This is a genomic window from Deltaproteobacteria bacterium, assembly GCA_009692615.1.
GTDB lineage: Bacteria > Desulfobacterota > Binatia > UBA9968 > UBA9968 > DP-20.
Window position 1 is genome coordinate 1 of the sequence record SHYW01000132.1, and the last position, 13,293, is coordinate 13,293.

General features: G+C 57.4%; 13 protein-coding genes. 7 read left to right on the forward strand and 6 right to left on the reverse strand.

The window, feature by feature from the left end; translation table 11 throughout:
* Positions 1–575 precede the first annotated feature (575 nt).
* From EXR70_22410 to EXR70_22435, 6 genes are all read left to right on the forward strand, one after another.
* Positions 576–1,037, forward strand: a complete 462-nt coding sequence (locus tag EXR70_22410; GenBank protein ID MSP41249.1) for a hypothetical protein — start codon at positions 576–578, stop codon at positions 1,035–1,037.
* Positions 1,034–1,372, forward strand: a complete 339-nt coding sequence (locus EXR70_22415; GenBank protein MSP41250.1) for a hypothetical protein — start codon at positions 1,034–1,036, stop codon at positions 1,370–1,372. Before EXR70_22410 ends, EXR70_22415 begins: the two co-directional genes overlap by 4 nt.
* Positions 1,373–1,417: 45 nt before the next feature.
* Complete coding sequence (locus tag EXR70_22420) at positions 1,418–1,831, forward strand: carboxypeptidase regulatory-like domain-containing protein (protein ID MSP41251.1); 414 nt, start codon at positions 1,418–1,420, stop codon at positions 1,829–1,831.
* Between the two features lie 12 nt (positions 1,832–1,843).
* A complete protein-coding gene (locus EXR70_22425; GenBank protein MSP41252.1) occupies positions 1,844–2,890 on the forward strand; it encodes an ABC transporter substrate-binding protein in 1,047 nt (348 codons plus the stop codon).
* A gap of 87 nt (positions 2,891–2,977) precedes the next feature.
* Positions 2,978–3,934 (forward strand): ABC transporter substrate-binding protein, encoded by a 957-nt coding sequence (locus EXR70_22430; GenBank protein MSP41253.1) that lies wholly within the window; start codon positions 2,978–2,980, stop codon positions 3,932–3,934.
* A gap of 87 nt (positions 3,935–4,021) precedes the next feature.
* Positions 4,022–4,768 (forward strand): rhomboid family intramembrane serine protease, encoded by a 747-nt coding sequence (locus tag EXR70_22435; GenBank protein MSP41254.1) that lies wholly within the window; start codon positions 4,022–4,024, stop codon positions 4,766–4,768.
* Between the two features lie 319 nt (positions 4,769–5,087).
* On the opposite strand, the gene EXR70_22440 is transcribed toward EXR70_22435, so the two are convergent.
* The 4 genes from EXR70_22440 to EXR70_22455 form a co-directional block, all read right to left on the reverse strand.
* Positions 5,088–5,387: a hypothetical protein gene (locus EXR70_22440; protein ID MSP41255.1), complete on the reverse strand. Its 300-nt coding sequence runs from the start codon at positions 5,385–5,387 to the stop codon at positions 5,088–5,090.
* A gap of 36 nt (positions 5,388–5,423) precedes the next feature.
* The gene (locus tag EXR70_22445) at positions 5,424–6,092 is read right to left on the reverse strand and encodes a hypothetical protein (protein MSP41256.1); all 669 of its coding nucleotides are present in this window, start codon (positions 6,090–6,092) and stop codon (positions 5,424–5,426) included.
* Between the two features lie 165 nt (positions 6,093–6,257).
* Positions 6,258–6,569 (reverse strand): antibiotic biosynthesis monooxygenase, encoded by a 312-nt coding sequence (locus EXR70_22450; GenBank protein MSP41257.1) that lies wholly within the window; start codon positions 6,567–6,569, stop codon positions 6,258–6,260.
* 40 nt (positions 6,570–6,609) lie between these two features.
* On the reverse strand, positions 6,610–7,680 hold the full coding sequence (locus EXR70_22455) for an extradiol ring-cleavage dioxygenase (protein MSP41258.1): 1,071 nt from the start codon (positions 7,678–7,680) through the stop codon (positions 6,610–6,612).
* A 183-nt stretch (positions 7,681–7,863) separates the two neighbouring features.
* Here EXR70_22455 and EXR70_22460 point away from each other — a divergent pair, with 183 nt between their 5' ends.
* A complete protein-coding gene (locus EXR70_22460) occupies positions 7,864–8,544 on the forward strand; it encodes a class II aldolase/adducin family protein (protein MSP41259.1) in 681 nt (226 codons plus the stop codon).
* 245 nt (positions 8,545–8,789) lie between these two features.
* On the opposite strand, the gene EXR70_22465 is transcribed toward EXR70_22460, so the two are convergent.
* Positions 8,790–10,697 (reverse strand): hypothetical protein, encoded by a 1,908-nt coding sequence (locus tag EXR70_22465; protein MSP41260.1) that lies wholly within the window; start codon positions 10,695–10,697, stop codon positions 8,790–8,792.
* A gap of 193 nt (positions 10,698–10,890) precedes the next feature.
* Positions 10,891–13,053: a carboxypeptidase regulatory-like domain-containing protein gene (locus EXR70_22470; protein MSP41261.1), complete on the reverse strand. Its 2,163-nt coding sequence runs from the start codon at positions 13,051–13,053 to the stop codon at positions 10,891–10,893.
* Between the last annotated feature and the right edge of the window lie 240 nt (positions 13,054–13,293).

The window sequence follows — 13,293 nt, forward strand, 5'->3', positions numbered from 1 at the left end:
GGGCAAATCGAGGCAAAACTAAGGACCCTATTAACCACGAGAGCAAAATGTAATCTGATATAACTTCGCAAAAACTGTAACTCATTACGAAAAAAACGATCTATCCTCCGCTGCCCTGCTTCCAGGGCAGTTGTTCAGAGGTTCCTTAGAAGTATTCCAAGCCATAAATCATCCGCTACCCGCAGAGTGGGTACTGTGAGAAAGCCCAGTCGAAGGGGTCAGGCTCATGTTTCGATCGAACCTGATGCACCAGACTTTGAATTCGGTCGGGCTTGCGAATCCCGCAGCGCAGGAAAGACCGAATCCAAATCAATTTATACACGGCAAAGCCTTTTCGAATTTCCCCGCCAGAGGCGGTGGCTTAGCTGTTGGAGTCAGCGAGCGAAAGCCGCACCAAGCAAAGCCGAAGTCCGATAGCACTGAGACGCGGTCTTGACGCTTAATGCCTTGACGCTAAGATGAGCTTTGCGGTACTTTTGCGACAAAACGTAATGGTATTGGCACAATACTGAAAGAGACCCACGAATCTAAATTAGTACGTGTCTTCTCGATCACCCGATCTAATTGAGTTAACCATGATCATCGCCCTACTCATCTTGCATGGACTTCTCGCCGTCGCCTTGCTCGGCGCGATCACGCACCAGACCATCGGCGTTTGGGCGCCGGCGCACGGCCATTCGGCATCTTTCGTCGGACGCATGCGCTCGGTGTCGGCGGGATCTTATGTCAATGCGATCATTATTCTCTATCTGCTCACGATGAGTTTAGGCTCGATCATCTATCCGAGCTACCGGCTCAATGTCAGAATCGTCCTCGAACAAATGCAGCTGTTCAAGCAAAACGGCGCCTTCGAACTGAAAGAACATCTGGTCGCCATCGGCATGGGTATGCTGCCGGCCTACTGGTACTTTTGGCGACAACCGCTCGCCCGCGAGCACGCCCGCGCGCGCGCCGTTGTCACATTGATTTTAGCTTTCGTGGTTTGGTGGGGTTTTCTGGTCGGCCACGTGCTCAACAACATCCGGGGATTTGAATGAACAGCTCGCGCCTATCTTCTTTCATGTTCGTCTTCTCGATAGCCTACGCAGTGATCTACTTACTCGCGGTGGAAAATAACTGGGCGCTGTTCACCTATCATCCCGCGCTCGAAGCTTTCGGCGCGCTGGTGCAAAAACCCATCGACGGCGGACCGGCGATGTACTGGTATGGCTGGCTCGCGACCTCGGCCCTCGGCGCTTTCGCCGTCGCCGCCCTCGCCTGCGTCATACCGGCGATATTCAGCGCACGCATTTGGTCGAGCTTGGCCTGGGCGGTGCCTCTGGCGGCGATGTTCGCCTTCGTCTATATTCTGCGGGGGTACTTTACTAAATAGTGTTGGCGCGCACCGACGCACTGGAAGAATTGTCACGGAGCTTCAATGAAATCACCGGCAAATTATTTTACTGTCTCATTCGCGATCGCGCTCGTCTTCACTCTGTTAACCTCCACGCCCGTCTGGCCCGGCGGCAGCGACGACGAAGCGCCCGACGCCCATCAGGACCATGGCCCAAATTATTTCGGCTTCGTCAAAGACACCACCGGCAAAGCTGTCCCCGACGCCAAGGTCACCGCCGAGATCAAAGGCAAAGGCTCGGTGATCGCCCGCACCAACGCCGCGGGTGCTTATAAACTCCCCGGCTTCGGTAAAGAGATCCAGCCGGCAAACGTATTAATCTCCTGCGCCAAAGACGGCTATAAGCAAGCCCGCGTCCTGACCCGCACACCGCTCAATAAAAAACCGCTCATCGCCGTCGAGATCGAATGCACTCTGCAAAAGGTCGGAACAAAGTAGCAGCGGCCTGACATGCAACTCTCCGCCGTCATTCCCGCGCAGGCGGGAATCCAGGTTCTTTTCACCATCACTTGTAGATTTGTAGTCGCACTTCTAGCAATCATCGTTAATACCGATCCACCGGCCAGCGCAGCCCAACCCATCTTTCTGCGCTACTGCCAAGCCTACTCCGCGGCGCGCAGTATATTCTCCCTGCCGGTGACGATCGCCGAAGGGCAACATTTTTTTCAACGCCAAGGACTGAATTTCAAAATCGTCGTGCCGATTCCCGGCGGCTCGGACAAAATGATCGACGCCCTACATGACGACAGTTGCGATATCACCCACGTCGCCGCGCCGTTTTTGATTCGCGCCGCGCTCAATGGCTCCGACGCCGTCGCCGTCGCCGGAGAATTTACCAATCCGATTTATAGCCTGGTGGTCAAACCCGAGATCAAAAACTACGATGACCTGAAAAACAAAATGATCGGTCTCGCCGACGAGGCCGGCACGATCACGATTTCGACGCGCAAGCTGCTGGCGCTGAACGGCGTACGTGATGGCGACTTCAAAGTGAAGATCATTGAAGGCACGCCGGCGCGCTGGAGCTGTCTCAAGCGCGGCGAGTGCGACGCCGTGCCGCTCGGCCAGCCGCAAGATTTGCTCGCGCAAAAAGAAGGCTTCCGCGTCCTCGGCATTTCCAACGACGCGGTGCCCGACTTTCTCTACACCGTCACCGCGGCGCGCAAGTCCTGGGCCGAAAAACATCCCGACGCCATCGTCCGCTACATTCGCGCCTTGGGCGCCGCGTTTAAATTCATCCGCGATCCGCGCAACCGCAACACGGTGGTTCAAACCATCGTTAAATCCACCGACACCGCGGCCGACATCGCGCAACAAACGCTGGCGCTGTTCTTCGAGCCCGAACGCCACGTCATGTCTATGCGCGGCGAGATCAATCTCAAAGGCATGACCCAAGTGATCGCCTTCATGGGCGAAGCGGGCTTGCTCAAGGAACCGTTGCCGTCCGCCGAACGCTTTATCGATCTCAAGTATTTGCAGATGGCCGGCGTTAAATAGTTCGCACCAGCGCAGCGTGGAGCCCAAACATATTACCGTTCGATGAGTTTTTAACAGCCAATATCAAAGCGGCGACGGAGGTAACTTGTGAGAAAAATGATTTGGGTTCTGCTTTCCGTTTGGATTTTCTTACCGTCGGCCCAAGCGGCGGATAAAATCAGAATCGGCTTTCCCGATCTCGCCGCGCAGTTCTTGCCTTTGCCATTGGGTGAGGTGAAAGGTTTTTTTCAAGAAGAAGGGCTGCAAGCGGAGTTCATCCGCATTCGCCCGGCGATTTCGCCGGCGGCGCTCGTTTCAGGCGAGATCGATTACGATGCGGTGATCGGCAACGGCATCGCTGCGGCGATTCGCGGACTACCGGTTAAAATTGTCGCCGCTTTCGTGCCCGCCGCGCCGATGGCGCTGATCGCCCGGCCTGAGTTCAAAACAGTGGCGGAGCTGCGCGGTAAGGCGATCGGTCTCAACACCTATGGCGGAACACTCGAGTCCATCGCCCGGCTAATGTTTAAGCACTTCGGTCTCGACCCCGACAAGGACGCGAAGTTTCTGCCCACCGGAACGCTCTATTCCCGCTTCGCCGCGATGAAGCAAGGCCTGACCGCGGCGACCTTGGGCTCGCCGCCGATCGATTTTCTCGGCAAGAAGTTGGCCTTCATCGTGATCGCACGCGCCCAAGAACTGTTTAATTTCCCCGCCAGCGGTTTGGTCGCCTCGGTAAAAAAAATCAAGGAGAAGCCGGATGAAGTTAAGCGCGTGATCAAAGCCGGCATCAAGGCCACCCGCTACATCCATCGGGAACGCGAAGGAACGATCCAAGTCATGATGACATGGCTCAAAATCGATAAAGATCTCGCGGCGGTGACTTATGACAGCGTGGTTAAATCGTACAACGACGACGGCGGCATCCCCGAAAGCGGTCTGCGGCTCGGCATCGACGAAGCTAAACGCGTCGGCAAACTCGACCGTGAGATTTCTTTCACCGACGTGGCCGACCTGACGATGCTTAGAGAGGCGCAAAGAGATCTCGCTGGCAAAGCGAAATAATTAGCGCCAGGCTGGCAGCGACAATTCCATCGAAGCCTGAAGCATGCAATGGGCGGATCGCCGCTCGAAGTCAAAAAGCACCACCCCATGTTCCCCTATCGCGACGAAAACCAAACTCAGCGCTGGGCCATCGTCACCGCGGCGATCATCGCGCTCAATATCTATGTCTGGATCACGGTTCAGGGCGCCGGCCGCGCCTACCCTCTAGCCAAGTCGGTGTGCGAGCTTGGCCTGATTCCCGGCGAACTCACCGCAACGCTGCCAGTCGGCTCACGCTTCCCCATGGGCCAAGGACTGCTCTGTCTCACCGATCCTGGACGGCAGGTCTCTCACTTGATCACGTCGATGTTTCTGCACGGCGGCTGGATGCATCTCTTGGGCAACATGTGGTTCCTCTGGCTCTTCGGCAACAACATCGAAGACTCCATGGGCCGGCTGCGCTTTATTTGTTTTTATTTATTGACCGGCCTCGCCGCGGCTTTTGGCCAAGTCGTGGCGAATCCAAATTCAATAATTCCCATGGTCGGCGCGTCGGGTGCGATCAGCGGCGTCATGGGCGCTTATTTAATTCTCTATCCGCGCGTCAAAGTTTACGTGATGGTGCCGATTTTTATATTTTTCACGTCGATCGCGTTGCCCGCCTGGATGATGCTCGGCTACTGGTTTTTTCTCCAGCTCGCCAGCGGCCTATGGTCGCAAGACGACATGGGCGGGGTCGCTTTCTGGGCCCATGTCGGCGGCTTCGTCGCCGGCGTGGTGCTGATAAAATTTTTCGTCCGCGACGAATACATCCATGTGCGCCGCTCCGCTCATTGGCGGCCACGGCGGCTCTAGCGCGATTAGTGATCGTGTTCGTGGACGTGTCGGCAAATTCGCCGAGTAGATCCCGTAGGATGAGGTGAGTCCGCGAACCGCATCGTAGAAGTGCGACTTATCACTGATGCGGTTCCCTTCGGTCACCGCATCCTACCGACTCTTTCCCTCCAAACTTGGCGCCTTTGCGAGAAACGTCCCGAAACCGCTCGGTGCGCGAAGCGCATCCTACGAGCTCGTGATCGTGTTCGCAAATTCGTCGAGCGGATTACGGTCATTCCCGCAGCGACGGAAATCCAAGCGTTCTGCGTAGGGGCGGGTCGCGACCCACCCTCCCCGCCTACTTCTTATAAATCTTCTCGATGAAACCGCTCTTATCCAACTCGCGCACGATGCTTTCGTCGACCATGTCTTCGAAGCGCAGCTGGGCGCCGGGTTTGCGCGCGGTCGCCAACGCTTCTTTGATTTGCACTTCCACCCCAGGCCGGGTCACCAGTGGCACGGCGTCGTAAAGCTTCGCGCTGGCGCTGTAGGCCGCTTCTAAATAATCCTCGTTGGTCGTGCGCGCGTATTTAGACATGATCTTCTTGCTCTCGTCTTTGCGGTTTTTGACGAAGTGCACCGCCTCGATATGCGCCATGAGGACCCGCTTGACGGTCTCTCGGTTCTTCTGCAATTAAGTTTTGGTCGTCGCCGCGCAAATATAGGGGAACTCGAAGCGTTGTTTGAACTCCGCGGTGGCGATAAGAATTCTGAACGGCATGCCTTTGGTCAGATGCACCACTCCCGGCGGCGATGGAAATCCAGCAATGCGCCCGGCGCGAAAGGCCGCCGCCCGTTCCGATGAGCCGCCAACCTGCATGATCGGCACCTGCTTGTCCGGTTCCAAATTCAAGCCGCGCAACAGCGCCCGTGCCGCCACGTCCGAGGCGCTGCCGAGACGGCTGATGCCGATGCTTTTGCCCTTGAGTTCTTCCGCCGATTTGATCGACTCGTGAACGACCAACTCATAGGGCAAGGAATTGAGATAGCAGGCGACAATCGCGATCTGCGCGCCGGCCAACACCGCGCTGGCCACCGCGCCGCCCGACACGTTGGCGAGGTGCATGTCGCCGGCCAACAGACTGCTAACGCTGGTGGTCGTGCTGGGAATGTAAAGCAGATCGCTATCGACGCCGTATTTTTTATAAATCCCCAGCTCTTGGGGAATGAACCACACCGCATTGCTGGTCTCCAAGGCGCTGTGCGACAGGCGAATCTTCTCCTGCGCCGACACTTGGCCCACAAGAATCGTCGCCACGTACAACAGTGCGCCGCAAAGATTGACCCGCTTCAATGCATCCATACGACCTCCCCCTTAACGCGCAAAGAAAAGTCTTTAGCAGGGTGCTGAAAAACGCCTCCGAGTCCTTCGACGGGCTCAGGACGAACGGAACAGGAATTAAGATCATTGAGAAAAATCCGTTCATGCTGAGCTTGTCGAAGCATGTTCCGCTTTCTTCAGCACCTGCTAGCGCCAAGCCGCGTCGGCGGGAATTACATTCTTGCCAAAACGCCGCTCCGGCGCCGCCGCGAGCCAGGGCTGGGTTTTCTCGGCGTAGAATTTGAAGTGCGGCGTTTCGCGGTGCGCCGCCAGCGCCGCTTCATCTTTGTAAACTTCATAGAAGTAAAAACGATTGCCATCGTCGCGGTCCTGAATCACATCGAAGCGCAAACAGCCCGGCTCGTCTTTCTCGGAATGCTCCGCGTCGTGGCGGACCACGTCCAAGAATTCCGCCGCGTGTTCCGGCTTCACTTGAATCGTCACGTGCAGTATCACCATAGCAGCATCTCCTTACTCCTTACTCCTTACTCCTTACTCCTTACGCTCTTTTATTTAGCGGCGGTCGAAACGTCGCGAAGACCTTATCCGAATTGGTAATCCACGATTCCAAAAACACCGCCTGATCCGGCTTGCGTTTGAGTTCAGCCATGGCGCCGGCCAGACAAAACCAATTGATCAGTTCGTGGTGGCCGCGATCTTCCGCTTCGGCCAATTTAGTATTTTGCCAAGTCTCCCACTCGCCGGCGCATAGCGCCTGGTAGTAGCGCCGGTCCGACTCGACGTCGGGATACATGCGGCCATGTTTGGCGGTGAGAAAAGAATGGGACCAACTCGACGACGCGATCAACGCCACGCGCCAAGGCGAATCGACGAACGCCCGTGCCGTCGCCGCGCCGATCTGAAAACAGCGCCACGGCTGCGGCCCCGGCGGATCTTCGCGGCCGGCGAAACTCGCCGCCATGGACGGCGTCGGCGGCACACCGCCGCTGGCGGTGAGATAACGGCCGTAAGCGTTGGTCGTAAACGGCACCAGCGGATAGGGAAACCCTTGGCGGTCCCAGTCGAGAAATAAAACTGAATTGGCAAAGGCGTGACCGAGAGTCAGGTGCAGCGGCTTGTAAGCGTAAGCGATGTCGAAGCCGGCATCGAGCAAGAACGCCGCGAGATGTTTGCCGCCCTGGCGATGACCGCGCACCGAGAAAACTTTTTCCTTCGGTTCGTGCCACGAATTGACGCCGCGCTGATGGTCGCGCCAGGGAAAGAATTCGACCTGATCGTAGGCGAGCACCGAAAACGGCGGCACGCAGTCGTCGCGAAAGTTCTCGAACTGATCGTCGCCCCAGATGACGCAGAAGTCGGGTTGAAACTCATCGAGAGCGCGGCGCGCCATGCGAAAGCCGTCGATCATCTCTTGGCGGTGCGCGTTGGAATGAGCCAAGCCGTCATCGTTACTCCACTGCCGGCGCATTGGCTCGGGCCAATTGTCGATGGAACGCAAACGCTCCGGCAGCGCCGGATCGGCCAGACACATTTTGATGCGCCGGCAAAGATTGCCTTCAGCCGTCAGCCCAGGATAATGCGTCACGCCGAGCCCAAGTATTTCGCCCATGGTTCTCTCCGGGTTATCGTCAGCTGCCCTTTGCTACATGACCCAGCAAAAATTGTCCAGTTTCATTTCAGCGAACACGAGCACGAGCTCGAACACGATAAATTCACTAGCCTGCGGCGAAATTTTGCGATAATGCTGCCGTTAAGCAAATCATTTTTGCAATCCTAACATACGGAGGCAATCATGCTCGATCCCATCGAAGCGCTCAAAGAAAAAATCGTTATGGTGTGCAAAGTTTTGCAGCACCAAGGACTGGTCGACGGCTACGGCCACGTCACCGCGCGCCTGGCCGACGGCCGCATTCTCAGCACACCGCATATGCCGCCGGGAAAAGTCGCCCTGCGCGATTTGATCGTCATCGACCAAGACGGCAACAAACTCGAAGGCTTCGGCGAGCCCAACGGCGAGACCGCCATGCACACGTCGATCTACAAGGCCCGGCCCGACGTCCAGTGCATTTTGCATTACCACGCCGATGAAGTCGTCGCGATCAGCGTCGCCACCCAGGGAATCAAAGTCGTCGCCAACTGCGGCGTCCCTTTTCATCGCGGCACGCCGATCTACGACTCGCCGCTATTGATTCGTAATGCCGGACTCGGTGACAAAGTCGCCGCCACCCTGGGCGATAAAAATGCCGTCCTGCTGCGCGGCCACGGCGCCACAATCGTGGCCCACGACCTCGACACATTGCTGCGCTTGGGCATCGATCTGGTGCGCACCGCGCGCATCCAGATCATGACCGCGTCGCTTGGCCCGGTTAAAACCCACACGCCGGAGGAATGCCAGCAAATGGCTAGAGGCCACGAACTGGCCAACGCCAACCGGCGCTTCATCGACTTCTATGTTTCCGAAGTGGTCGACTAACGATCGCGCCAGTGCAAGTTCATGTTCGCCAAGGGCGCGATATCGACGGCTGATAGTGTCATCGAACTAGTGTCTGTGCAGAAGTTAACTGAAAAGATATTAGCCTGGTTTTGGACGTCCCCCCTTTGAAAAAGGGGGGCAAGGGGGGATTTTCTTATGCGCAGAGCTTCAAATCCCCCTCATTCCCCCTTTTTCAAAGGGGGAGGTTCGGAATTCTATAGCGAACGTATCGCGGCACTGGGCCACTAGCGAAATGTTTTCAAATCTTTGAACGTTAGCCCGGAAAGCTTCTCGATGTTTGCCAGCGTGGTTTCCGTCACGGTGGCCGGCGTGGCGAAATCGGCTTCGAGGGTTCCGGCTTCGGCGATGTCGTCGGATTGATCGAGGAGAAAGCAGCGTTTGCGCCGCTTGCCCGCTTCGATCCAGGCGATGATGTACCAAAAGCGATTGGGCAGTCGAATCCCGGTGCCCACCGCCGCCGTCGAGCGCGGCCCGCGCAGCGAGTCGTAAAGCGGATCGGCTTTGTTGAACACCGGTCCGATAAACGCCGAGATCGCCAACTTCCCCGTCGTAGCCATGTTGATAATCTGCCGTTCGAGCTTGGCCCACTCGCGATTGCCGTTGAAAGCGCCGATCTGCGGGCAGACGTTGGTCAAGGTGAAACTATGGCGATCGGCGATGGCCGCGTCCTCGCCCCAGTAAATCAAATCCCGCGCCGCCATATGGCCGCGCTGCACTTCCGAACTAAAAATCGTGTCGTCCGGTTGGTGGTCTTCGGCGATGCGCGGATCGTAGGACCAAGTCGGACGAGGCGGCATCCCCGCCGTCGGTTTCTTGGCGCCGTCGATGTTCACCGCGGCGTACACCGGCAAGCGCCGCGCCGCGTGCATCACGGTGGTGAAATGATTGAAGGGCAAAACGAAGCGCGCGGGATCGTCGATGCGCCGGGCGATTTGCGCAAGCAAGGTGGCCGACGGCTGCGGCAAGCCGACCGCGTGGGCGGCGCCGAGAAAGTTTTCTTTGTATCCGGTAGCATTCTGAAAAATGCTCAGCGGCCGGCGCACAACCTCCAACGTATCGAAGCCGCCAACTTCGCGCGGACGCGTGACCGTCGTGGTCTGCGACACCGGCACCCAAAGCGGCCCTTGAATCACATCGGCGGCGGTTTCGTTGAGCGCCTCTTGCACGGCCAGCGCCGATGCCGCGTCGGAACTTTTCGACTTCGCCTTGGCGGCGATGGAGGCGATGATCTTGCTCACCCGTACGCCTTCGTTGGCGACGTAACGGATGCGACTTGCCGGTTCGTCCGCGCCTGCGACTTTGCCGTCCACCGTCACCACCTGAACTTTGCCGTTGACCTTCTTGGTCTGCGGCACGCCGCGGCGGTGCAGCGCGACCACGAACCACTGATCCGACAGCACCGGCGAACCGGACGACCCATGGTCGGTATCGGTCTCGTAGTACATGAAACTATTGTTGGCGTCGCGGTACTCCTCGTCGTAAACGTAGACGATGACTTTATTATTTCGCAACGCGATTTGTTTTTGCCGGCCGCGCGGATGTTGGATGATGGTCGCGTATTCGTCCCTGGTGATTTTGCCGATCTGGCGAAACAATCTTAGATAGCCGAAGTTCTCGATGGCCACGTTCTCCGTCGAATGATCGCGCACTCCGACAAAGCAGTAGTCGAGATTCCGATCGGCCACGTAAAGAATCTCCGGCGTCAGCGGAAACACCCGCGCGGGCTTTGGATAACCCTTGGCATCGTCTTCGGCGTCGAAGGTGACCGTCGCCGCTTTCGCCCAGCTCGCATCGCGCAGCACATGCCAATTGGTCAGGAGAATTCCCGGGGCGACGAGAAATCCGGTGGCGTAACCTTCACCGACGGAACCGCCGAGATTGACGCGAATCCGCCCCACCGGTTTGCACGCCAGCTGGCCGATTTCAAAATAGCGCACCGGCATCAAGTCATCGGCTTCCAGCACCTGCTCGAAGAACACCGAACTGTCCACCGCCATCAACTGGGTGCCCGTGAAACGCAGCCGCGAGGCTTTCATCTTGGTTTCAACGTCGGCGCTCCGATGTTTTTTCTGAATCTCACTCCAATGGGCGAAACGCTCAGCCGCTTCAATCATCTCCGATAATATCGCCATGACTCCTCCTTGAGATCACAATCGAATCCGATGGTGTCGCTAGAATAACAAACTCAGCGCAATTGTGGCGAAGATTTAAAAAAATCGAATTTAGGTAGCCGAGTCGAATCGAAGCGGCAAAAAAACAACGGCGGGAATCGCCACATACGATTCCCGCCGAAGTAAACCGAAGTAATCTTGCGCAGTCCGCGACTTATTTGGCCAAAGGATCGGGCCGCAGCTGAAAATGCACGGCGATCGGTTTCGCGCCTTTGCCGCCCTCTTTCATCCACGGCACGCGGTCGCCGCTGGTGGTCCATAGGCCGCGCCCTTTCCAGCCCGCGTTGGGATCGTCGATGCGGCCGTCAAAGCCTTTGGCGTAAAAGCCCATCGGATAGGGCACGCGCAACGTGATCATCTTGCCGTCCTTCATGGCGATCAAGCCGTCGTTCAAGTTGCCGGTGGACATCGGCACGTCGTTGCCCAGTCCGAAAGTGTTGTGCTGATCGACCCAGGTGTAATAGCTCGACTCGGCGCTGTTATCGCCGATGTCTTTGAAGCCGGGACCGGGATACTTGTGGAACGACCAGCCTTCGGGACAGTGATTGCCGGTGGCCGTCGGTCCGTTGAGCGGTCCCTTGCATTTGCGCCGGTCAAAGCTGCCGAGATGGCCGCTCGCCAGCGAAACCCAGACGACGCCTTGCTTGTCGATATCGCCGCCGCGCGGTCCGAAACCAGGCAGCGGCACGTTGTAGATTTCCGCCAGCGCGGTTTCCGATGGATTGCTGCCGGGAATCACGCGCACCACGGCGCCGGGATTACTCCGGAACGTGCCCCAGATCGAACCGTCCACCGGACTCGGCATCACCGCGTAAAAGCCAGCGACGATGCGCTTGTCTTTGGTCGGATCCACCGGTTGATTGGGCTCGACAAAATCGTCGCGCTTGCCGTTGCCGTTGGTATCGAGAATCAGCGGCGTCCAACCTTGAGCGCGCACATGATCGCCGGTCTCTTCCCACAACTTAGTATTGATCCAGCCGACCACCGCGCCGCCGCCGCTGGTCCATAGCGTATCGTTGGCGTCATAGCCAAACTGTAAATGGTGCGTTTGAAAACAGGTGTCGAAGAACGTGTACTGCCCAGTTTTGGGATCGAGCATGGTCACTTGGCGATTGGTGCGCTCGATCGGAAAGCGTTTCGCCGACGGATGCGCTGAGCCTTTCTTGCAGTAGTCCGGGTTGTTGGAACCGCGCACCGCGGCGGCAAACCAGACGCGGCCTTTGCGATCGAACATGGCGTTGTGATTGTTCGACTTGGTGTCCCACAGTTTCTCGGCGCCCCAATAGGGCGATGGCTGCATGGGATTCGCGCTCGCCGCGTGTCCCGGTCCGAGCGCTTCAGGCGTGTCGGCGTCGCGCACCGGCGCGATCAGTTTCGTCACCGTATGATTTTTCGGATCAAGAATGGGAATCGCATCGGTGCTGTATTCAGCGGAACCATAAACCGGACCGTAAGCGTTGACCGTCGGGTAACGCCGGTCGGATGCGATCAGATCGTGTAAATATTTTTTCTCCGTCGACCATTCCCAGGTCGAGACGACAATGTTGCGCTCCGCGCCTTGCGGGCGCTCGGGCTTGGCGTGCGGCAGCTCGCCCTTGGCGACGCGGTCGGTCCAGTCGGCGAAATACTTGAGCGGCGCGCCGCCCAACTGTTTGAAGACCGTTTCGAACATCGACTCGCCCGATTGTCCCGACTGAATACGGCGAAACCAGGCTTCTTCTGAAGTCTTCATGTTGATCGGATGGGGAATATTTTTCGGAAACGTCCGCGTCGAAAGTTGGCCCAACTGATGGCAGCCGATGCAGCCGTTGTTCTTCATCGAATTGAGCCAAGCCGTCTGAGTCAGGCCGGCGGGAATCGCCCCTTTGCCGTCGAACTCTTTGGCGGCCGGAATCTTGAGCATCGAATACCAATAAATCGCCGGATAATATTGCGCCGCCGCCGCGTCGTTGGGCGCCACCACCGCTTTTAAATTTAGCAATTTACCCGGCGCCGCTTTGACCTTCGGCGAATCGACCAAACCATAACCGCGCACCCAAATATTGTAGTTCGCCTTCGGCAAATCCGGCAGAACATAACGCCCAAGGTCATCGGTCACGACGCTCTTGGCAAACTTGGTCGGCAAGTCGGTGGTCTCCGCGATCACCCAGACACCGGCCTCCGGCCCTTTCGAACTCGTGACCACGCCGCCGATGTCGTCGTTGTCGATCGACACCGTCGCGCTTTGCTGACTACTGAGTTGGTTCGGCGAAAACGCCAGCAACGCGGCGGCGCCAACGGCCCAAACGCCGAACCAAAGCGATTTTGAATTACCCATATAGTTCTCCAAGTGAATTGTTTCGCGCGAAAAGTAAGTTGACTGGAGAGTAACTAATGACGTGTTGCCCTGTCAACTGGAACCGGCACCGCTTGTTGTAGCAAAGTGATTATGTCAGGGGTTAACGGCAACGTAATTATGTCAGGGTGGAAGGATGACAACCCTGACAATGAAAGACGAGAAACGACTAGACGTAATTCAACGAGTATATCGCAGCGAGATCACCGTGGTTGAGGCCGC

Excerpts from the sequence above, each read along its gene's own strand:
- EXR70_22410 (MSP41249.1), top strand. The coding sequence starts at position 576 with ATGATCATCGCCCTACTCATCTTGCATGGACTTCTCGCCGTCGCCTTG.
- EXR70_22415 (MSP41250.1), top strand. The coding sequence starts at position 1,034 with ATGAACAGCTCGCGCCTATCTTCTTTCATGTTCGTCTTCTCGATAGCC.
- EXR70_22420 (MSP41251.1), top strand. The coding sequence starts at position 1,418 with ATGAAATCACCGGCAAATTATTTTACTGTCTCATTCGCGATCGCGCTC.
- EXR70_22425 (MSP41252.1), top strand. The coding sequence starts at position 1,844 with ATGCAACTCTCCGCCGTCATTCCCGCGCAGGCGGGAATCCAGGTTCTT.
- EXR70_22435 (MSP41254.1), top strand. The coding sequence starts at position 4,022 with ATGTTCCCCTATCGCGACGAAAACCAAACTCAGCGCTGGGCCATCGTC.
- EXR70_22440 (MSP41255.1), bottom strand. The coding sequence starts at position 5,387 with ATGGCGCATATCGAGGCGGTGCACTTCGTCAAAAACCGCAAAGACGAG.
- EXR70_22445 (MSP41256.1), bottom strand. The coding sequence starts at position 6,092 with ATGGATGCATTGAAGCGGGTCAATCTTTGCGGCGCACTGTTGTACGTG.
- EXR70_22450 (MSP41257.1), bottom strand. The coding sequence starts at position 6,569 with ATGGTGATACTGCACGTGACGATTCAAGTGAAGCCGGAACACGCGGCG.
- EXR70_22455 (MSP41258.1), bottom strand. The coding sequence starts at position 7,680 with ATGGGCGAAATACTTGGGCTCGGCGTGACGCATTATCCTGGGCTGACG.
- EXR70_22460 (MSP41259.1), top strand. The coding sequence starts at position 7,864 with ATGCTCGATCCCATCGAAGCGCTCAAAGAAAAAATCGTTATGGTGTGC.
- EXR70_22465 (MSP41260.1), bottom strand. The coding sequence starts at position 10,697 with ATGGCGATATTATCGGAGATGATTGAAGCGGCTGAGCGTTTCGCCCAT.
- EXR70_22470 (MSP41261.1), bottom strand. The coding sequence starts at position 13,053 with ATGGGTAATTCAAAATCGCTTTGGTTCGGCGTTTGGGCCGTTGGCGCC.